The organism is Mameliella sp. LZ-28 (assembly GCF_012274245.1).
GTDB classification, from domain to species: Bacteria; Pseudomonadota; Alphaproteobacteria; order Rhodobacterales; family Rhodobacteraceae; genus Antarctobacter; species Antarctobacter albus.
Window position 1 is genome coordinate 22,853 of record NZ_JAANYX010000012.1, and the last position, 20,255, is coordinate 43,107.

The 20,255-nt window shown below is 67.9% G+C and carries 14 protein-coding genes; 5 read left to right on the top strand and 9 right to left on the bottom strand.

Annotated elements, in window-relative coordinates:
- The first annotated feature begins 2 nt into the window (after window positions 1–2).
- Complete coding sequence (bchO, locus tag G9Q80_RS10745; protein WP_088716833.1) at window positions 3–893, top strand: alpha/beta fold hydrolase BchO; 891 nt, start codon at window positions 3–5, stop codon at window positions 891–893.
- 4 nt (window positions 894–897) lie between these two features.
- On the opposite strand, the gene G9Q80_RS10750 is transcribed toward bchO, so the two are convergent.
- Entirely contained in the window at window positions 898–2,220 is a 1,323-nt protein-coding gene (locus G9Q80_RS10750; RefSeq protein WP_088716832.1) for an aspartate aminotransferase family protein, read from the bottom strand.
- A gap of 9 nt (window positions 2,221–2,229) precedes the next feature.
- Window positions 2,230–2,997 carry a beta-keto acid cleavage family enzyme gene (locus G9Q80_RS10755; protein ID WP_157903887.1) on the bottom strand — a complete coding sequence of 256 codons (768 nt, stop codon included), beginning with the start codon at window positions 2,995–2,997 and terminating at the stop codon, window positions 2,230–2,232.
- 162 nt (window positions 2,998–3,159) lie between these two features.
- Between G9Q80_RS10755 and G9Q80_RS10760 the strand changes: the two genes are divergently transcribed.
- From G9Q80_RS10760 to G9Q80_RS10775, 4 genes are all read left to right on the top strand, one after another.
- Window positions 3,160–4,035: a MurR/RpiR family transcriptional regulator gene (locus G9Q80_RS10760; RefSeq protein WP_088716830.1), complete on the top strand. Its 876-nt coding sequence runs from the start codon at window positions 3,160–3,162 to the stop codon at window positions 4,033–4,035.
- A 19-nt stretch (window positions 4,036–4,054) separates the two neighbouring features.
- On the top strand, window positions 4,055–5,020 hold the full coding sequence (locus tag G9Q80_RS10765) for a TAXI family TRAP transporter solute-binding subunit (RefSeq protein WP_069210057.1): 966 nt from the start codon (window positions 4,055–4,057) through the stop codon (window positions 5,018–5,020).
- A 234-nt stretch (window positions 5,021–5,254) separates the two neighbouring features.
- A complete protein-coding gene (locus tag G9Q80_RS10770; RefSeq protein WP_088716829.1) occupies window positions 5,255–7,873 on the top strand; it encodes a TRAP transporter permease in 2,619 nt (872 codons plus the stop codon).
- Between the two features lie 23 nt (window positions 7,874–7,896).
- Window positions 7,897–8,316, top strand: coding sequence for a universal stress protein (locus G9Q80_RS10775; RefSeq protein ID WP_043145741.1), 420 nt, complete (start codon window positions 7,897–7,899; stop codon window positions 8,314–8,316).
- Window positions 8,317–8,685: 369 nt separating this feature from the next.
- On the opposite strand, the gene G9Q80_RS10780 is transcribed toward G9Q80_RS10775, so the two are convergent.
- From G9Q80_RS10780 to G9Q80_RS10810, 7 genes are all read right to left on the bottom strand, one after another.
- The gene (locus G9Q80_RS10780) at window positions 8,686–12,747 is read right to left on the bottom strand and encodes a translocation/assembly module TamB domain-containing protein (protein ID WP_088716828.1); all 4,062 of its coding nucleotides are present in this window, start codon (window positions 12,745–12,747) and stop codon (window positions 8,686–8,688) included.
- On the bottom strand, window positions 12,747–14,630 hold the full coding sequence (locus G9Q80_RS10785) for an autotransporter assembly complex protein TamA (protein ID WP_088716827.1): 1,884 nt from the start codon (window positions 14,628–14,630) through the stop codon (window positions 12,747–12,749). Before G9Q80_RS10785 ends, G9Q80_RS10780 begins: the two co-directional genes overlap by 1 nt.
- Before the next feature lie 95 nt (window positions 14,631–14,725).
- Window positions 14,726–15,253: a hypothetical protein gene (locus tag G9Q80_RS10790; RefSeq protein ID WP_069210059.1), complete on the bottom strand. Its 528-nt coding sequence runs from the start codon at window positions 15,251–15,253 to the stop codon at window positions 14,726–14,728.
- Complete coding sequence (locus tag G9Q80_RS10795; RefSeq protein ID WP_088716825.1) at window positions 15,243–18,053, bottom strand: 2Fe-2S iron-sulfur cluster-binding protein; 2,811 nt, start codon at window positions 18,051–18,053, stop codon at window positions 15,243–15,245. The genes G9Q80_RS10790 and G9Q80_RS10795 overlap by 11 nt, the downstream gene beginning before the upstream one ends.
- Window positions 18,050–18,325, bottom strand: coding sequence for a sarcosine oxidase subunit delta (locus G9Q80_RS10800; RefSeq protein WP_088716824.1), 276 nt, complete (start codon window positions 18,323–18,325; stop codon window positions 18,050–18,052). Before G9Q80_RS10800 ends, G9Q80_RS10795 begins: the two co-directional genes overlap by 4 nt.
- A gap of 81 nt (window positions 18,326–18,406) precedes the next feature.
- Window positions 18,407–19,657, bottom strand: a complete 1,251-nt coding sequence (locus G9Q80_RS10805; protein ID WP_088716823.1) for a sarcosine oxidase subunit beta family protein — start codon at window positions 19,655–19,657, stop codon at window positions 18,407–18,409.
- A complete protein-coding gene (locus G9Q80_RS10810) occupies window positions 19,654–20,220 on the bottom strand; it encodes a TetR/AcrR family transcriptional regulator (RefSeq protein WP_232788323.1) in 567 nt (188 codons plus the stop codon). Before G9Q80_RS10810 ends, G9Q80_RS10805 begins: the two co-directional genes overlap by 4 nt.
- Between the last annotated feature and the right edge of the window lie 35 nt (window positions 20,221–20,255).

A 20,255-nucleotide genomic window follows, 5' to 3' on the forward strand; every position in this document is an offset into this window, starting at 1 on the left:
CCGTGGACTGGGACAGCGATCTGCCGGACTGGCCGCACAGCGGCCTGTCCCGGCGCATCGCCCAGCGCCCGCACCTCTGGCATGTGCAGGAAACCGGGACCGGCGACACGGTTCTTCTGTTGCACGGCGCCGGCGCATCGACCCATAGCTGGCGCGACGTGATCCCCATTCTGGCCCGGCAATTCCGCGTGGTCGCACTGGACCTGCCCGGCCAGGGGTTCACCCGGCTGGGCAGCCGCGCCCGTTGCAGCCTGGCCCACATGACAGAGGACATCGCCGCGCTGTGTGCCGCGCAGGGATGGCACCCCGCCGTGGTCATCGGGCATTCCGCCGGAGGCGCGATCGCGCTGAACCTGGCGCGCAGGCTGCGGCCCGCGCCCGCCGTTGTCTGCCTGAACGCCGCCCTGGGCCGGTTCGATGGCGCGGCGGGCTGGCTGTTTCCGATCCTGGCCAAGCTGATGGCGGCGACGCCTCTGGCGGCCCTGGCCTTTACCGCCGCCGGCGCCAGCCCGGCGCGCACCCGCCGCCTGATCGCCAGCACCGGCAGCCGTTTGAGCGACGAGGGCATCGGCTATTACACCCGGCTGACCGCCGACCGGGCGCATGTGGACGGAACCCTGCAAATGATGGCCCGCTGGAACGTCGACCCGGTGCTGGACTGGCTGCCCCGGATCGAAACGCCCTGCCTGATGCTGGCCGCAGAGGGCGACCGGGCCGTGGCGCCCGAGATTTCCCGACGCGCCGCCGACCGCCTGCCGCTGGGCCAGTTCCAGGCAATTCCCGGTCTTGGCCACCTTGCCCATGAAGAAGACCCGGACGCCGTGATGCGCCCGGTCCTGGACTGGATGTCGGATCTGCCGCCCGCCTGCCGATCCGCCAGCCCGGCGCGGTGAGCCATTACAGACCCACGGCCACGAAGGCGCGGGCCAGCTTGTCGACCAGTTCCGCCGCCTGATCCTCTGTCAGGATGAAAGGCGGGGCCAGCAGAACATGTGCGCCCTGCTTACCGTCGATGGTGCCGCCGTTCGGGTAGCAGATCAGCCCCTCGGCAAAGGCCGCCGCCTTGACCTGGGCATGGATCTTGCGCGCGGGGTCGATGGGTGCCTTGGTTGTGCGGTCCTGGACCAGTTCCAGCCCCAGGAACAGGCCCCTGCCCCGGATGTCGCCGACATGGGGGTGCTGGCCAAACCGGTCCTCGAGCATTCCGCGCAGAACGGCGCCCATCGGATGCACCCGGCCCAGCAGGTCGTCGCCGACCACACGGTCTAGCACCGCGCCCGCCGCCGCACAGGCAACCGGGTGACCCACATAGGTGTGACCGTGCTGGAAAAAGCCGCTGCCCTGCGCGATCACCTCGTGCATGATCTCGGTGCAAAGCATCGCCCCGATGGGCTGGTATCCCGCGCCCAGCCCCTTGGCCACGCAGAGAATGTCCGGCGCCACCCCGTCCTGCTCGCAGGCAAACAGCGTGCCGGTCCGGCCCATGCCGCACATGACCTCGTCAAGGATCATCAGGATGCCGTGCCGGTCGCAGATCTCGCGGATCCGCTTGAAATACCCGGGCACCGAGGGCACCGCACCCAGCGTGGCGCCGACAACAGGTTCGGCCACAAAGGCCATGACACTTTCCGGGCCGACGCGTGCGATCTCATCCTCGATCTCGGCGATCAGGCGGTCGCAATAGGCGGCCTCGCTCTCGCCCTCCTGCTGCCCGCGATAGGCATAGCAGGGCGCGACATGGCTGACCTCCATCAGGAGCGGCGCAAAGGGTTCGCGCCGCCAGGCGTTGCCGCCAGTGGCCAGGGCCCCCAGCGTGTTGCCATGATAGCTTTGCCGGCGGGCGATGATCCGGCTGCGGCCCGCCTCGCCGCGCTCAAGGTGATACTGCCGCGCCAGTTTCAGCGCCGCTTCCATCGCCTCGGACCCGCCGGAGACGAAATAGACGCGGTTCAGATCACCCGGCGCAAGCGCCACCAGCCGGTCGGCCAGCGCCTCGGCCGGGGGGGAGGTGAAGAAGCCGGTATGTGCAAAGGCCACCTGGTCCAGCTGTGCGCGGATCGCCTCTGTCACATGGGCGTCGCCGTGGCCCAGGCAGGACACGGCGGCGCCGCCGGACCCGTCTAGGTAGGCCTTGCCGGACTGGTCGTAAAGATAAGCCCCCTCGCCGCGGGAAACCGCGGGCGGCGCCTTGACGCTGCTGCGATGGAAGACATGGGACATGGGCGTTTTCTACCTTGTTTGTGCCAATTCCTCCGACCCGCTGGCGCGCGCCAGCGCGGATCGGAAATGACGGATATTGTCAGCGGTGCTGACGGCCAGCGTGCCATCCGGACGATGGATGTTGTTCTCGAACCCGATGCGGACATTGCCGCCGCGTTTCGCGACCTCGACAAGCACCGGCTCTTCTGTCGGGCCAAAGGCGCAGGCGGCCCAGTCGGGGAACCCGCGTTCCAGCGCCTCGACAGCCTCGGGGACGGCATCGACGCGGGCCGGAACCGGGGGTTCATAGGTGCCGAAGACCAGCAGCACCGAACACTCCCCGGACGGAATCACCCCGCCGGCGCGAAAGCTGCGCAGGGTCTGCAGATCCGCCAGGTCATAGAGGATGTGCTGCAGCGCAATCCCCGCCTCGGCGGCAAAGGCGTAGAGCCTGCCGGCGGTCTCGACATCGCGGGCCATTTCCCGGGTCGAGACGCTGGCGCCTTCGGGGACGACCTCGCGCAGGCAGTCGAACTGTGCCGCGACCGAATAGCGGCCCACCGCCTCTGTCGTGATCTGCACGAACAGGCCCGGTGCGGCGCCTCGCACCTCGGCGACGGCCTCGCGGTACAGCACGGGGTCCAGAGAATGTCGGCCAAGCGTATCGCGCACATGCATATGCAGCGCCCAGACCCCGGCTTGCTGGCAGGCGCGCGCCTCCGCGGCCAGTTCAGCTGCGGTCATCGGCAAGGCCCGGTGATCGGATTTCGTACGCCGGGCGCCGTTTGGCGCGGCCATGATTTTCACGGAAGCTACGGGTGACGCTAGGTCATGGCCCATGACAAAGGCACTTTTCGGCTAGGCTGCGAATAGAAAGTGTTGAAACATATGTTTCTCAAGTTGACAAGATGTAAAACATATGAAACATCCTGAAACAGTCGCAACGATCCAGGAGAGCGGATGCCCGCCAAGCGTCTCGAAGCGCGCATCGCGCACCGCTACGGCGGTTTGAGCCACAAGTTGAGAGAGGCGGCGGACTACGTCATCGCCCATCCCGTCGAGGTGGCCACCCGGTCGCTGCGGTCGGTCTCGGCGGCCAGCGCGGTGTCCCCGGCCACCTTTTCGCGGCTGGCGCGGGCGCTGGATTTCACCAGCTACGAAGAGCTGCGCGAACTGTCCCGTCAGGCCATCGGCGACCAGGTGGTGTCCTTTGCCGAGAAAGCGACGCAGTTGCAGACCCCCGGCGAAGAAGACGCCTCGATGCTGGACCGGCAGGCGGGGGCCTGCATGTCGAACATCGCCAGCCTGGCCCAGGGGATCGACCGCGAACGCCTGCAAGAGGCGGTGGACGCCCTGGCCCGGGCGCGCCGCGTCACCGTTTTCGGCGCTTTCGCCTCACACGGGATCGCCGAGCACCTCGCCTACCTGGCCAACTATTTCCAGTCCGACTGGACCGTCCTGTCGCGCGCGGGCAGCGCGCTTTCGGCGGCGATCGGACTGTTGCAACCGGGCGATGTCTTCCTGGTCATCACCAAGACCCCCTATGCCCGACGCGCCGTCCTTGCCACGCAGATGGCACGCGAAAGCGGCGCAACCACGATCGTTCTGACCGACACCCACGCAAGCCCGGCATTGATGCATGCCGACCTCGGCTTTTGCGTGCCGTCGGACAGCCCGCAGTTCTTTTCCTCTTACGTGGCGACACTTGCGCTCATGGAAACTCTGGTTGCGATGCTCGTCGCGCAGTCCGAAGATGACATAGGCGAAAAGATTCGCCTGGTAGAGGAAAGAAACCGACGCCTGGGAGATTTCTGGGCGGATGAGACCTCACCATAACGACAACAGGAGAGAAGTTATGTTCGATAATGTGAAACTCGGTGCCGTCGTGGCCCTGGGTGTGGCGTGCGCGGCACCGATGGCTTCGGCGCAGGAGTTCATCTCGATCGGCACCGGCGGTGTGACCGGGGTCTACTATCCCACCGGCGGCGCGATCTGCCGCCTCGTCAACAAGTCCCGCAAGGAGCACGGCATTCGCTGTGCGGTCGAATCCACCGGCGGCTCCGTCTACAACATCAACACCATCAAGGCCGGCGAGCTGGAGTTCGGCGTCGCGCAGTCCGACTGGCAGTACCATGCCTACAACGGCACCTCGACCTTCTCCGACAACCCCTTCCCCGAAATCCGCGCGGTGTTTTCGGTCCACCCCGAGCCCTTCACCCTGCTGGTGCGCGGCGACAGCGGCATCACCGGGTTCGAGGGCCTCGCGGGCAAGCGCGTGAACGTCGGCAACCCCGGTTCGGGCCAGCGCGCCACGATGGAAGTGGTCATGGAAGCCTTTGGCATGACGATGGACGATTTCGCCCTTGCGACCGAGTACAAGGGCTCGGAAATGGCCAAGCAGCTTTGCGACGGCAACATCGACGCGATGATCTACACCATCGGCCACCCGGCCGCCGCCATCAAGGAAGCGGCCACCACCTGCGACGTGCAGGTGATCGACGTCGTGGGTGAACCGATCGACAAACTGGTCGGCGACAACCCCTACTACCGTGTGGCCACGATCCCGGCCGGCATGTACGACGGCACCGATTCGGACGTGACCACCTTTGGCGTGGGCGCGACCTTCGTCACCTCCGCGGACATTTCCGAGGACGTGGTCTACGTCGTGGCCAAGGCGGTGATGGAAAACATCGACGACTTCCGCCAGCTGCACCCGGCCTTCGCCAACCTCGACCCGGCACAGATGGTCAAGGACGGCCTCAGCGCACCGCTGCACCCGGGCGCCGAGAAAGCCTACAAGGAACTGGGCCTGATCGAGTAATCCTCGGGCCACGGACGGCGGCAGGGCAGACCTGCCGCCGTTTTTCCTTGGCAGGACAAATTTCTTCGAAGAGATTTGAGAGACGCCCAAAGCGTTTTCCGGCAGCCGCGACGCGGCGCCACGATCCGATCCACGGACGCGCCCGCACCCGGGCGCGCACGATCCAATGTCTTCGAAGGCATTTGCAGGGCATCCCGAACCGCCCGCGACAAAGAAAAAACACAGGGGGACATCATGGCCGATCCACAGGCTCAGGACCGCAGCGCCGACGACATGGTCGCCGAAGCGGATACCGGCGCGCGCAACCCGCAGGCCAGATGGCAGGCACAGCTGATCATCGGCACCTGCATCGTCTGGTCGCTGTTCCAGCTCTACATCGCATCGCGGGTGCCCAGCATGCTGGCCACGACCACCGGCATCAGCTTTTTCGCGAATGTCGTGGCGCAGGCGCGTTTCGTGCACCTCGCCTTTGCCATCGCCCTGGCGACGATGGCCTTTCCGCTGACGAAATCCGCCCCGCGCGACCGCATCCCTGCCTATGACTGGGCGCTGTTGATCCTGGGCGTCTCGGCCTGTCTCTATCTCGTGGCCTTCCGCTTTCAGATCGCCGACCGGCCCGGGCTTTGGAACACCTCCGACATCGTGATGTCGGCCATCGGCATGGTGGTCCTGATGATATCGGTCTACCGATCCCTGGGCCTGCCACTGGTCATCATCGCCTCCTGTTTCGTGCTCTTCGCCTTCTTCGGCGGCTATTCGGAATGGGCGCGAAACATCACCAATTACGGCGGCGCGTCGCTGTCCAAGGCCCTGGGCCACTACTGGATGCAGACCGAGGGGGTCTTTGGCGTGGCGCTTGGCGTCTCGACAACGATGATCTTCCTCTTCGTGCTGTTCGGCGCCCTGCTTGACCGCGCGGGCGGCGGCAACTGGTTCATCCGGGTGGCCATCGCGCTGCTGGGCGCGCTGCGCGGCGGCCCGGCCAAGGCCTCGGTCCTGTCCTCGATGCTGACTGGCATGATTTCCGGCTCGTCGATCGCCAACACGGTGACGACGGGCACCTTCACCATCCCGCTGATGAAGCGCATCGGCTTTCCGGCGGAAAAGGCCGGCGCGGTCGAGGTGGCCAGCTCCACCAACGGCCAACTGACCCCGCCCGTCATGGGCGCCGCCGCCTTCCTGATGGTGGAATACGTCAACATTCCCTACATCGACGTGGTCAAGCACGCCTTCCTGCCGGCGGTGATCTCCTACATCGCGCTGCTCTATATCGTGCACCTTGAGTCGCTCAAGATGGGCCTCAGGGGGCTGGAGAAGCCGGGCCGCAAGATCGGCGTCCTGATGATCCTGATCCTCTTCCTGTCCGGCTTCATCTTCCTCGGGATCTGCGCCTTCCTGATGATCGGCCTGCGCGGCATCCTCGACCCGATCATGGGCGATTCCATCTACGCGGCGGTGGCCCTGGTCGGCGTGCTCTACGTCGCGCTGGTCTGGCTGTCTGCGCGCTATCCCGACATCGAGGAGGACACCGAGGGCGAACCCACGGCGCCCCGCCTGACACCCACCCTGATCGGCGGTCTGTACTTCTCGGTGCCGATCTTCATCCTGGTGTGGAACCTGATGGTCCGGACCGAGAACCTCGACCGGCTCTCGCCCGCGCTGTCGGCCTTCTGGGCAACGATCTTCATGATCATCATCGCCCTGACCCACCGCCCGCTCAAGGCGTTCTTCCGCGGTGAGGGCCACGTGGCCGAGGCCCTGGCCGGCTGGACCGACTTCGTGCAGGGCCTGATCCTGGGCGCGCGCAACATGATCGGCATCGGCGTCGCCACCGGCGCCGCCGGCATCATCGTCGGAACCATCAGCCTGACCGGCGCCCACCAGGTCATCGGCCAGGTGATCGAGGTGATCTCGGGCGGCAACCTGATGGTCCTGCTGATCCTCGTGGCCATCCTCTCGCTGATCCTTGGGATGGGCCTGCCGACGACGGCCAACTACATCGTCGTCAGTTCGCTCATGGCGCCGGTCATCGTCAGCGTCGGCGCGCAGGCGGGGCTGATCGTGCCGCTGATCGCGGTGCACATGTTCGTCTTCTACTTCGGCATTCTCGCGGATGACACGCCACCTGTGGGCCTCGCGGCCTACGCGGCGGCGGCGATCTCGCGCGGGGACCCGATCAAGACAGGTGTCCAGGGCTTTGCCTACGACATCCGGACGGCGCTGCTGCCCTTCCTCTTCATCTTCAACACCGACCTGTTGCTGATCGACGTGGGACTGTTCAAGGCCATCTTCGTCTTCTTCATATCACTGACGGCGATGTTGCTGTTTGCCGCTGCGACGCAGGGCTATTTCATCGCCAAGTCGAAGCTGTGGGAGACGGCGGTCCTGCTGCTGATCGCCTTCATGCTGTTCCGCCCCGGCTACTTCCTCGACCAGGTGAGCGAGAAGTACAACAGCGCCGAGGGACCGGCCGCGCTGGCGCTCATGGCCGACGTGCCAGAGGGCAAGGACGTGCGGATCACCGTCGAAGGCCCGGATTTCGACACTTTCGAAGTCAGGCCCGTGACCATCGTCCTGCCCTCTGCCGGGGCCGAGACGCTGGACGCACAGGGCCTCGTGGTCAACGAGGAGGACGGCAAACTGCTGCTGGACGAACCCTTTGGCGGGCCGGACCTGATCCAGCCGGTCAGCGGGCAGGAGTTCGACTATTACGCCGACGATCCCGTCCAGATCGTCCGGGTCGAGATCGAGAACGAGCGCATGCCCAAGGAGATCTTCTTCATCCCGGCACTGCTGCTCCTGGCGGGCATCGTCCTGGTGCAGCGCCGCCGCGCCACCCAGGCCCCGTTCTGAGCGGCTCATAGAGGAGAGACGAGATGTACAGCAAGATCCTTCTCGCGGTCGACCTGAACGACACCAGCGGCGCCGCGCGCATCGCCGAATACGGCGGCAAGCTGGCCCGCATGTGCGGGGCAGAGGTGCATGTGGTCAGCGTGGTTCCGGCGATGGGCTTCGCCCTCGTCGGCTCCGCCTTCGGCGGCGATTTCGCCGGTACGATGATGGAGGAAACCCGCACCAACATGCACAAGTGGATCGACGAGGTGCTGGGGATCGAGGCCCATGTGCACGTCGACCAGGGCACGGTCTACGACAAGATCATCCGCACCGCCGAAGACATCGGTGCCGAGGCGATCGTCGTCGGGGCACATCGCCCCGAATTGCGCGACTACCTGGTCGGCCCGAATGCCGCGCGGGTGGTCCGCCACGCAAAACAGTCGGTCCTGGTGGTACGCTGAAAACTCCATAGGTTCGATCAAGACGGCCCCGGTCCCCAAGGATCGGGGCCGTTTGCATTTCGCCCCATTGCAGGACCAGAGAAGAACCGTCACCCAGCCTGTTCCCCGGAGCCCTCCGTCGCTTGAGACCGATCAGAGCCGGGGCGCGGGGCGACGCAAGGGGCCGCAGGCCCGCGCAAAGCGCGGCTTGCCCTTGCGTCGCCCCGCGCACTGGCTCAGGCCCTCGAAAAGCGAGGGAGGGACTGGGGATCAGGCGATGCTTGTTCCCTGGTGACTCCCGAAGCCGGCAACAGGCGCCGCCTGTTCACAGGGTCGGCGGGCGGGCGTCTTTGCGGCAAAGCCGCAAACAGTCCCGTCCCGGCGCCCCCTTCAGTAGTCGCGTTCGAAAAACACGCCCAGCCCGCTCGACCCGTCGGATCCCAGGCGACCGCGCACCGTCACGTTGGAATTGACGTTCAGGTTCAGGTTGATCTCGGTCTTGCCCTTGGCGTCGACACTGACATCGCTGTAGATGTTCTCGCCCAAGTAGGCGCCGACGCGCGCGCGGGCCGTACCGTCATCGCTGGTTCCCACGTCAAGGTCCGCCACCCCCAGGCCGCTGCGCAGGGATTCCGTGAGCCCCAGACCGCCACGGCCGGACAGTGTCCGGATCGCCGAGGCCAGCTGAACCGCCTGCAAGGCAGACAGCTCTGTTACCGATCGGCCAAAGAGGAAAAAGGACATGGCCTCGTCCTGAGGCAACTCGGGCATGGACCCCACGCGCAACTCGGGAGACGAGGCAGGCCCCTCGATGGTGATGGTGATATCCGTGTCCTCGACGCGTGTGGTCGCGACGAAGCGGACCACCGGGTCAAAGCTGCCGCGCAGGAAGACCGAGCCCTCGGTCAGGTCCAGGCGGCGGCCCAACAGGTCCAGCCGGCCCCGGATCAGGTCGAATTGCCCGGCCGGAACGATGTCGGAGGTGGTGCCGTTCAGGCGCAGGCTACCACCCAATTCCGCGTCCAGCCCCCTGCCCCGCACAAAGATCCGGTTCTCCGCCCGGACGGTCACGTCCAGCGGGAAGGCCGGCAGCGGCGCACCGGCAGCCTGCGCGCTGCGGTCCATGCCCGCGTAGCGCAGGGTCACGGCCACGTCGCCCGGCATGCCCCTGTGTTCCAATCCGTCCAGCGCCGCATAGCTGGCGCCGATGTTCGGGATCCGAGCCTCGACCTCGCCCAGGTCGATGGTGCCCGAGATCCGTGCACCGCCCGTCAGCGGGCCTTCGATCCGGATGCGTCCGTTCGCCGTGGTCTCGAACAGGTCCGGTTGGCGCACGACCGCGCTTTGCAGGCGCAGGACCAGCCCCGCGTTGAACGGTGCCGCGAGGGTGACCGGGCCTTCCAGCGACACCCGCCCGCCACTGTCGAGGGCACCGGTCATAGACACCTCGGCACGGCCGCCGGACAGGCGGATCTGCCCCCCCAGTCCGCTCAGCACGATGTTCTGCGCCGGCGCCGCGAAGCGCGCGCCATCGGTCGAGATCGTTCCCGAGACGGAGGACAGCGCCGGCGGGCCGGACAGGCCCAGGTCGAAGCGCGCGATGCCGCTGACCACCTGCGGCGCCAGCCGACCGTTGGCCAAGGCCAGCGGCGCCGAGCCTGTCAGCGCCACGTCAAGTCGACTGAAGTCGGCAGCGGCAGAGCCACGCAGACGCGCGCCGATGCCCGCCGGTCCGGTTCCGTCCAGGGACAGTTGCCAGGGTCCGCCGCTGCGTCGGGCACTGCCCGTGACCTGTGCCGCGCCGGGCAGATCCGGCACGATCTGGCCCAGGTTGGCCAGGGCCAGAACCAGGTTCAGATCCGCCACTTCGCCAGGGCCATAGCTGCCGGTGACCCTTCCGTCGATGCCGCTTGCATCCAGCATCGCCTGGCCGATCCGATAAGCGCCGCTGTCCAGCCGCTCAACCTGCAAGTCCAGCCGGGAATTGCCCGCCAGCAGCGGGTCGACCGTCGGATTGCCGATGCCAAGCCCCTGCCCCCGCACAACCGCCGTCAGGTTCAGCGGACCGTCCAGCACGCCGCCCGATGCCTCGGCCTCGACCTGGGCCGCGCCGCGCAGGTTCTGGCCTGTCAGCCGCGACAGGGGTGACAGCGAGGCCGCGCTGGCCGTCAGCTGCCCGTCCACTTCCGGGCCATAGGTCCCGGCCGGGTCCACCGTGCCGGTGAACCGTGCATTCACAACCCCGTCCAGACGCAACGGGTCGAAGCGGATCGCCCCGTTTCCGCTGCGCGTGGCCTTGACGCTCAACGCGGTGCGACCGACCAGCAGCGGGTCGATCTCCGGCAGGCCCAGGCGGATGTCGGTCACGCGTCCTTCGGCGCTGACATCGAAATCGGCCCCGTCCAGGCCGCCCCTGCCGGTCACGGTCAGTTCGGCGCTGCCGCCCAGGCGACGGCCCGCCAGCCCGGAAAAGGCCGACAGGCGGGTCAGCGTCGCTTCGAGCCGCCCGTCGGCAAGCGGCACATCGGGGCCAAGATCCACCGTCCCGGCATAGTTCAGCCGTCCGGCCCGGGCCAGGTCGCCTTCGGCCCCCAGCGTCCAGACGTCGCCGGCCTGGTCGGCGCGCAGCACCAGCGTGGTGGGGCCGTTCAATTCGGGCAGGACAAGCGCGGTTTCACGAATGCGCGCCTCGGCCCGCAGGCTGCTGGCCCCTGTGGCCAGCGTCCCGCCACCCTCGATCCGCGCCTCGGGCGTGACCAGCAGGAGTTTCTCGGCCCTCAGACCGGCCTCGTCGCGCACCGCTTCGACCTGCAGGCTGCCGACGCCCGCGATCAGCGGATCGACCTGCGCGATGCCCGTCGCCAGGCCGCGCGTGGTGCCGTCGAGAACAAGGTCGAAACCGCCGGTGACCGGGGCGACCTCGCCCCGGATGGTCAGGTTGGCAGCGCCTTCCAGCGCCACGCCCGCCAGCGCGGCAAAGCGCGACAGGTCCTCGGCCGACAACCGCAGATCGGGGGTGACACGCGGGTTCAGTGTCTCGGCATCGGTAAAGGTCAGGACACCGGTCAGGCCGTAATCGGCCCCCGACAGGTCCAGCCCGCGAAGATAGAACGGCGCACCGGGCTCCCAGTCGATGGAGAGCGCACCGCGCAATGCCGTGCCCACGGCCTCGGCCAGGGCCGGATCGGCCAGGGCCAAGCCGCCCGCGGCCAGCATCAGGTCGCCGGTCACACGGGGCGCATCGCGGTCGATCTCTCCCACGCCGCTCAGCAACAGGCGATCCGCCTGCCCCGCTGCGGTGGTGATCCGGTCGGATTGCAGGCGCAGCGCCCAGCCATTGCCCTGCGAAGCGTCAAAGGAGCCTTTCAGCGTGACGCCGGTGACATAGACCTCCTGCCCCGGCAGCGGCAGCAGCACCTCGTCGCCTTCAGGCGGCGTGATCTGCCCTTCGAGCGACAACCGTTCCGGCCAGCCATCGCCATTGATGGAAGCGGAGCCGGTCAACAGCAGCGCCTCGGCGCTCAGCCGCAGGTCCTGCAGGGCGATGGCGCCGTCCGCGCTGCGCGTCGCCTCGGCCTTGAGCGCGATGTCATCGCCCAGGAACTCGCGGTAGGCGGGCGCCAGCAACGGCGCCAGGTCCCCGCCGATGTCCAGCGAGACGCGTTGTGTCTCGGTATCGCCATCGGCCCGCAGGATCACCTGCCCCGCCAGCCGTTCGACACCATCGGTCGAAAGCCGCAGGCGCGCTTCGAAATCGTCGATGGGCGCATCGCCGGTCAGGCTGAGCGCAACGGCAGGCTCGCCTTCAAGGCCCAGCGCGCGCGCCGCGAGCCCGCCAGCCGGTTCCTCGAAACTGGTGTCCAGCGTCAGCACGCGGCTGGTGTTCGAATAGGCCCCCGAGAGGTGCAGGTTGCCGCCCTTGTCCAGGCGCTGAACCTGCAGTTCCGCGTTGCCGTCCCCGCCCGACAACCGGGCATTGCCGGTGACGCGCAGCACCAGGTTCTCGGTGGCGACGGGCGCGCCAAGCGCCACTTCGCGCAGATCTAGCTGTGCGAGGTTCAGGGACACCGGCAGTTCGGGCAGTTGAAAGGCGCTGCGGGCCTCCGGGGCGGGCGGCGCGTCGCTGGCCAAGGGCACCGGAAGGCGCGGCATATCAATCCGGCCCACGGTGATCTCGTCGATTTCGACCGCGCCGCGCACCAGCGCGGTGCGCGTCCAGGTCATCGCCACGTCGGTGGCGGTCAGCCAGACGCCATCCTCATCGGCAATGGTGATCCGGTCGATCGTCGCGCGCGAACTCAGCGCCCCGGCAAAGCCCTCGATCCGCACGTCGCGGCCCGCGTCCGACAACGCGTCCTCAAGCAGCCCCTGGATATAGCCGCGGTCGTCAGTCTGTGCCAAAGCCGCCAGCGGCCAGAGCACCAGCACCAGGAAAACCCTCAAAAGTCGCATCAGAACGCCTGCCCGATCCCGATATAGATCTGTACGCCGTCGCCCGTGTCGCCGCCCACCGGCCCGGCCACGTCAAAGCGGATCGGCCCGACCGGCGTGTCGTAGCGCAGGCCAAGCCCTGCGCCGGCGTGCCAGTCGCCCGACCCATCCACGAAACTCTCAGTCCCGACATAGCCCGCGTCGGCAAAGCCCACGACGCCGATGGTGCCGGTCACGTCGTAGCGGACCTCTGTCGAGAGGCCCAAGAAACTGCGCCCGCCCAGGCGCGTCCCCGAATAATCCACGTCCAGGGACCGGTAGGGCTGGCCCCGCACGGTTCCGCCGCCGCCCGAGTAGAGCAGGAAGTCCGGCGGCGCGGTCTGCGCATCCGGTCCGACAAGCCCGGCCAGTTGCAGCCGCCCGGCCAGCACCAGGGACTCGTCGACGCCAAAGGCCCGGTAGCCGCGCAGGTCCAGCGCGTAGCGCGCGCCGGCCTCGCCGTGGCTGACGATGGAAAACGGTTCCAGCTCGGCCCGCAGGAACAGGCCCTCGGTCGCATCCAGCGGATCGTCCCGCCGGTCGATGGTGATGGCCGTGGGCAGCGACAACAGGGTCAGCATCCGGGTCGGATCGCCCGGCAGGTAAAGGTCGGTGATGCGCGAGCGGCTGTAGGAGATCCCCAGCTCGCCGCTGACCTGCTTGGAAAACTCGCGCGAGACCCCCAGGCCCAGCGTGAACGAGCGGTCGATATAATCCGGCTCGTCGTCGTAGCTGAAACCCGTGGTGGCGTAGAACATGGTGTCGGCGCCATAGACGGCCGGTTTTTCGAACCGGGCGTTCAGCGCATAGTCGGGCCGCATGCCCGACCCGCCCAGTTGGGTGGCCTCGCCCTCGACCCGCAGCCGTTCAGCACCGCCAAAGAGGTTGCGGTGCAGCCAGAACCCCGACAGCCCGACGCCCTCGGACGAGGACAGCTCGGCCCCGAAGCCGAAACGGCGCGGCTTGCGGTCGGTGACGTCGATCATGATGTCGAGCGTATCGTCGGGACCGCCCTGATCCGCCTCCGATACCGTCACGGACCGGAAAGTGCCGGTGGCGCGCAGGCGCTGCGCCGCATCGTCGACCTCGACCGGATCGAAGGTCTGGCCGCGCGGAATGCCCGCGATCTGGCGGATGCGGTTCTCGCGCACAGCGCTTTCCGAGGTGACGATCACGTCGCCAAAGCGGAACTGCCGGCCCTTCGAAACCGCCAGCGACACATCCAGCCGCGCGTCCGCGTGGCGCGCTGTGATGGATTGATCGGCGATCCCGGCCTTGGCGTAACCCGCCGAGCGCCAGCCATCGACCGCGGCCTGGGCCGTGTCGCGCACCACGGTCGCGCGGGCCGGCTGCCCGCGCGCAAAGCCCTCTGGCAGGGGCGCGCGCTTGTTGATCGGGGCGACAATGGCCTTTCCGAAGGTAAAAGTCGGACCCGGATCCACCTTGACCCGCACCTTGCCGATGCGTTCAGGCACCGAGAATGGCGGGATGGTCGCGGCCTCGCGACCGTCGATCTGGATGCGCACAACGGCGGAGTAGTAGCCCTGTGCATAGAGCGCCTCGACCAGCCGGGCATAGTCGCCCTGGGCGGCGGCCAGCACGTCCTGAGGCGCGCGGTTTTCCTCGCCTTCCAGCTGCGAGAGAATCGAGACCGAGCGCAGGCTCTGGATCAGCGCCTCCTTGTCGGGTCCGGCGACGTTGAACGTGAGGCTGTCATAGCTTTCCGCCGGGCGCGGAAGCGTCAGGCAAATACCCGTCAGCACGGAAAAAACGGTGCCACGCAGCACCGAACGCAGCCGCCCGGCCCCTGCCGGACGCTTGGCGCGCCTGTTTGCGCGCGTGGATATATCTAGACGTTGCGCCATGCCTCTACCCTATAACATGTGACTCGGGCGCAAAGAGGCAAATTGCAGTCCCGAGTCACTTTCGCGCGGGGTCGGCGCCGGACCGCGCAGCCGGATCAGTCGAGGGCCGCAACCAGCCGGGATAACCGCAGCCAGAGCGCCGCCGCCTCGGGCGCCGGAACCCAGACATCCGGCCCCTGGCCATTGTCCAGGACAAGGCAGGCATGCCCGCCGAAGGGCGCCGCCGCCGAGGGGCTGCCCGCCGGGGCGGACAGGCAGGCGTCCTGCAGGCCCCGCGCACCCTCTCCGGTGATCGCAAGGACGAGGTAAAGATCATCCGCCGGGCTGACCGCAAACCCGTCGTGCCAGCCCGGCACCAGGTCCAGCGGCTCGGCCGTGATCAGCAAGGCCCGGTCTCGGGCGATGCGCAGGGCAAAGGGGGTGTGAGGGCGCGCGTCCAGGAGGCCCAGCAAGGCCGCACCGGGGGCAAGCGCCGCAATGGCCGCATCCAGGTTTCCCGAGATCAAGGCCGCGCCCGTCGCCGGCAGGCAGGTGACGGACATGCTCTGCCCCTGCAGGATGCTGCCCGGCGTGGGACTGGCTGTCGTCCAGAGCGTGCTGTCGTCAGGCAGGTCAGTCGGCAAGGCGGGTTCCCTCCGGATCGAAGGCACAGGGCGCGCAGATACGTGCGGTGCGGTGTTGGCCCAGGTGGAAGACCCCCAGCGTGTCCCCCATTCGGTCAAGCCCGGCGTCCACCAGGGCCAGGGCAACAGATCGGTTCAGCGTCGGGCTGTGACAGGAGGATGTCACAAAACCCAGCGAGCGGGCGGGCCCGTCCAGCGGCACCAGATGCGCGCCGGTGGGCAGCGGCGCACCATCACAGTCCAGGCCGACCAGCTGGCGCCGGTCCTTGCGCATGGCTTCGGGCGTGAACAGGGCACGACGCCCGAAATACTCGTCCTGCCGCCGCTCTCGCGGGCGGCCCCAGCCCAGGTCCTGCGGCATGGTGATGCCGTCCGTATCCTTGCCGATCAGGATGTACCCCTTTTCGGCGCGCAGGATCATCAGGGCCTCCAACCCGATCCAGTGACCGCCCAACGCCTCGCGCGCGCCCTCGAGAACGGTCATCAACCCCGGCGTATAACGGGCAGGCACGGACAGTTCCCAGCAGGCATCGCCGGTAAAGCTGACCCGGGCGGCGCGCAGGGGGATCTGGGTCCAGCGGGTTTCCACGACCTGCATGTGGCGCAGCGCGGTGACGTCATCGGGCATCCCGGCTGTTTCCAGCGTGGTGCGTGCCTGCGGGCCGGAGACACTGAGCGTCACCCACTGCGCGGTCACGTCATGGACAAAGACTCGGGACGGTTCAAAGCGGTCCTGCCGCGCCTCCTCAAGGATCAGGCGCACATGATCGACATGTGAGGACGAGGCCGAGAGGATGAAGCGATTGTCGTCCAGCCGCAGGGTGACGCCATCATCCGCCACCACACCATTCTCGCCCAGCATGAACCCATAGCGCGCGCGCCCCGGTTTCAGCGTGGACATTGCGACATAACCACAGAAATCCAGCAGCTCCGCCGCGCCCGGGCCGATCACCTCGATCTTGCCCAGGGGCGAGGCATCGTAGAGACCAAATGTCTCGCGCGCGCCCTTCGCCTCGGCCTGCGTATCGCTGTACTTGGCGGGTCGGCGCCAGCCGCCGTACTCTCCGAACATGGCGCCAAGGGCCGCGTGCTGTGGTTCCAGCGCGAGGCGCTTGAGCGGGTTGAACAATGCACCGCGCCGCATCCCGCCCAGGGCAGTCAGAGGAATGGGCGTGAAGGGCGGGCGGTAGATGGTCGTGCCGGTTTCGGGGATCGTGCGCCCGGTCAGTGCAGCCATCGCCGCGAGACCCGCGAAATTGGAACTGCGCCCCTGGTCGGTGGCCATGCCCAAGGTGGTGTAGCGCTTGAGATGTTCGACGCTGCGATAGCCCTCTTGTGCCGCCAGCTTCACGTCCTTGAGCGTGACGTCATTCTGCGGGTCGATCCAGACGCGCCCCCTGCCCTTTGGGTCCGGGCGCATGGGGGCAAGCGCCCAGGTGGCGCCGGCGGCGTTCGGGGCTGACCCCGTGCCGCCGCCTGCCGCATGCCCCTCTGCCAGCGCCGCGTTCAGGCCGAAGGTGCCATTGGCCGCCCCCGCCGGGATCAACGGCGATGTGCCGGGGCGCGGGATCAGCGCGTCCCTGTCCGCGTCCCAGTCCAGCTTGCCGCCCGCCTGGCAGTGCAGGTGCACGCTGGGCGTATAGCCGCCCGAGACCAGCGCGGTATCGGCGTCGATGTGCTGCCCTCCGGCGCGGACCCCGCCAAGGCTGCGCGTTCCCCTGGCCGCGTCGATCGCCACGCCCCGGCGCACTTCGACGCCCTCGGGCGCTGCGGGCGTGTCCTCTCGGGCATCCAGCAGGGTCACACGGCACCCCGCCTCTGCCAGCGCCGCGGCCACGGGATAGCTGCCGTCATTGCCCGTCGCCAGGACGATCCGACGTCCGGCCACGGCGCCATAAAGCACAAGATGATGCAGCGCCGCTTCGGCGGACATGACCCCCGGCAGATCGTTGTTCGCGAACCAGAGCGGCCGTTCGATGGCCCCCGCCGCCAGCACCACTTTCGCGGCACGGATGCGCCAATGGGAATCGCGCGCGCCCCGCTGCCAGGCCGCGAACAGCCCGTGATCGAAAGCCCCCCAAAGGGTCGTATCGGTCAGGACGCGGCCACCCGCCGCCTCGACCTTCTGCACCGTGTCGGCCACGAAGTCCTGCCAGGGCCCGCCCTCGATTTCTCCACCGCGCCAGCGCAGGGTGCCGCCGAGGGCGCCTGCCTCGTCCAGCAGCCAGACCGTGGCCCCCTGCCCCGCTGCGGCCCAGGCCGCCGCCAACCCTGCGGGACCGGCCCCGATCACCAGCAGATCACAACGGGCGGTGCGCTGCGGCGTGTCGCCGGGCGGGCGGTTGGACGGATCAAGACGACCGAGGCCCGCCATGCGGCGGATCATCGGTTCCCACCGCATCCAGCCGCCCGCCATGAAGGTCTTGTAGTAGAAACCCGCCGGCAAAAAGCGCTGCGCCAGGTCCAGCAGGCCCAGAGGATCGCGTGCGGCCTTGCGGGTATTGACGGCCCGCAGATCCATGCCGTCGCGCAGCGGCGTCAGCGTGGCACGGCAATTGGGCGTGGAGATCCCGCCGTGACCGGCATCGAACAGCGCGTTCGGCTCCTCTCCGCCAAGGCCCCAAAGACCGCGCGGGCGGTGATACTTGAAACTGCGGCCAAGCACGCGGGTGCCGGAGGCCAGCAGCGCCGAGGCCAGGGTATCGCCCGCGTAGCCTGTGTGCCGCTCTCCATCGAAGGTGAAGCGCAGGGGCCTGCCCCGGTCGATCTGCCCCAGTGTCGGATGGCGCCAGCCGCTCATGTCGCGGCCTCACTGCGCCCGGGCAGCGCCGCCGCGTCCAGCACCTCTCGGGTGACGGTATCGCGGGTCAGCAACAGGAATTCACCGCAGGTGAGATGCACCCAGACCTCTCGCGCCCGGCCTTTCGGCGCATCCGCGCCATAAAGGTAGTCGGACCAGGCGGTGTCCGTGACCTCGGGCGCCGGTTCAGGGCGATTCTTGCCCGCCTCGGCGGCAAAATGAAACTCGGTCTCGTCGCGGGGACCGCAGAAGGGACAGGGAAATATCTGCATCAGATCACTCCTGTTGGCTGCGGTCCGCGCACCAGACGCGGCGCGGAGCCTGTCCGCCGGGACGGGTTGTCCGGGGCCCGGTCAATGGGCGATCCCCGAACCCGCCGCCTCGTCGATCAGCCGGCCCTCGGCAAAGCGGGTCAGGTCGAAGGGGCGCGAAATCTCGTGGTGGGCGCCGGTGGCCAGCATATGCGCCAGCAGCCAGCCGCCCGCTGGGATCGCCTTGAAACCGCCGGTGCCCCAGCCGCAGTTGAGAAACAGCCCCTCTGGCCCGGCGGGTCCGAGGATGGGCGAGCTGTCGGGCACCACGTCCACCACGCCCGCCCATTGCCGCAGCAGTTTCAGCTGACCGAAGGCCGGGAACATTTCCAGCAGGCCGGAGACGATGGTTTCCTGCACCGGCAGGTTGCCGCGTTGGCCATGCGTCGGCACCCGGTCCAGTCCGCCGCCGAAGACAAGTTCGCCCTTGTCGGACTGACTGACATAGGTGCCGGTGCCGAGGTACAGCAGCACCGTGTCCAGCATCGGTTTCACGGGTTCCGAGACAAAGGCCTGCAAGGCGTAGTCATGGATCGGCAGGCGGATGCCAAGGGGCGCGACGAGGCCCGGCGTGGCCCCGGCGGCGGCGATGCCCAGGCGGTCGCAGGCGATGGGGCCCCGGTCGGTCTCGACCCCGGTGATGCGCGCCCCCGTGGTGGAGATCCCGGTGACGGTAGTGCCCTCGACGATGTCGACACCCAGCGCGCTGGCGGCACGGGCATAGCCCCAGGCCACCGCGTCATGGCGGGCGATGCCCGCGCGTCCCTGCCAGACACCGCCCAGGCACTGGTAACGCGCGTCGGGCGCGTCGTTCAGCAACGGCAGGCGGGCGCGGGCCTCCTGCGGTCCCATCAGGCTGCCGTCCACGCCGTTCAGCATCATGGCATTGGCGATGCGGGCGCAGATCTCCATCTGCATCGGCGTGTGGGCGGCAATCAGCATGCCGCGCTGGCTGAGCATGACGTTGTAGTTCAGCTCCTTGCTCAGCCCCTCGTAGAGTCGCAACGCGAGGTCATAGAGCGCCACGCTTTCGGGATAGAAGTAGTTGGACCGGATCACCGTTGTGTTGCGCCCGGTATTGCCGCCCCCGATCCATCCCTTTTCCAGCACGGCAACCCGCCTGACCCCGTGGTTCTTCGCCAGGTAATAAGCCGTTGCCAACCCGTGCCCGCCACCGCCGATGATCACCGCGTCATAGGCGGGTTTCGGATCTGGCTTGCGCCAGGCCGGGCGCCAGCCCCGGTGGCCGCGCAGCCCCTCCCGGGCCAGTGCGAGGGCGGAATAGCGGGTCATTCGGCCAGGCTCCGGGCAATGCGCCTGAAATCTTCGACCTCGCTCGGGGCGGGGTGCTGGCCGGTGAAGCAATAGAGATACCCCTCGACCCGTGACAGGCGCTCCTCCAGCGTTTCGGACAGTTCCAGGGCGTAGTACCCGATCTGCTGGTAATAAAGCACGCGGGCGCGGATGTCGGCCTCTGCCGGGGCATAGCCGTGGCGGGCGAACATCTGCGCGATGGCCTCTTGCCGGGCCGTGTCCGACCGGTCGAGGGCGGCGCGCACCGTGTCATCGCGGCGCGCCCATTCCCGGACGGCGAAATCCAGCCGGTGGTTGAAGCCTTTCGGGTCCACCACGCAGCGAAAGAAATTGTTGAGCGCGGCGGTGATGGTCGGCGCGGGCAACCCGGCATGGGCGATCATGACGCCGGTGTTGGTCCGCTCCCATTCGGACAGCAACTGAACCAGCAGGTCCTGCCGGCTCTGGAAGTACCAGTAGAAGGACGAGCGCGACACGCCCAGGCGCGCGCCGATGGTCAGCACCTTGACCGATTGCACGCCGTCGGAAATCAAGACTTCCATCGCTGCATGCAGCCAATCCTCTCGTGTGACCTTGG

What these genes read in the sequence shown, in the direction of transcription:
- G9Q80_RS10755 (WP_157903887.1), bottom strand. Translation starts at nt 2,997, where the DNA reads ATGGCCGCGCCAAACGGCGCCCGGCGTACGAAATCCGATCACCGGGCC.
- G9Q80_RS10765 (WP_069210057.1), top strand. Translation starts at nt 4,055, where the DNA reads ATGTTCGATAATGTGAAACTCGGTGCCGTCGTGGCCCTGGGTGTGGCG.
- G9Q80_RS10750 (WP_088716832.1), bottom strand. Translation starts at nt 2,220, where the DNA reads ATGTCCCATGTCTTCCATCGCAGCAGCGTCAAGGCGCCGCCCGCGGTT.
- G9Q80_RS10800 (WP_088716824.1), bottom strand. Translation starts at nt 18,325, where the DNA reads ATGCAGATATTTCCCTGTCCCTTCTGCGGTCCCCGCGACGAGACCGAG.
- G9Q80_RS10770 (WP_088716829.1), top strand. Translation starts at nt 5,255, where the DNA reads ATGGCCGATCCACAGGCTCAGGACCGCAGCGCCGACGACATGGTCGCC.
- G9Q80_RS10810 (WP_232788323.1), bottom strand. Translation starts at nt 20,220, where the DNA reads ATGGAAGTCTTGATTTCCGACGGCGTGCAATCGGTCAAGGTGCTGACC.
- G9Q80_RS10775 (WP_043145741.1), top strand. Translation starts at nt 7,897, where the DNA reads ATGTACAGCAAGATCCTTCTCGCGGTCGACCTGAACGACACCAGCGGC.
- G9Q80_RS10760 (WP_088716830.1), top strand. Translation starts at nt 3,160, where the DNA reads ATGCCCGCCAAGCGTCTCGAAGCGCGCATCGCGCACCGCTACGGCGGT.
- G9Q80_RS10785 (WP_088716827.1), bottom strand. Translation starts at nt 14,630, where the DNA reads ATGGCGCAACGTCTAGATATATCCACGCGCGCAAACAGGCGCGCCAAG.
- G9Q80_RS10795 (WP_088716825.1), bottom strand. Translation starts at nt 18,053, where the DNA reads ATGAGCGGCTGGCGCCATCCGACACTGGGGCAGATCGACCGGGGCAGG.
- G9Q80_RS10805 (WP_088716823.1), bottom strand. Translation starts at nt 19,657, where the DNA reads ATGACCCGCTATTCCGCCCTCGCACTGGCCCGGGAGGGGCTGCGCGGC.
- G9Q80_RS10780 (WP_088716828.1), bottom strand. Translation starts at nt 12,747, where the DNA reads ATGCGACTTTTGAGGGTTTTCCTGGTGCTGGTGCTCTGGCCGCTGGCG.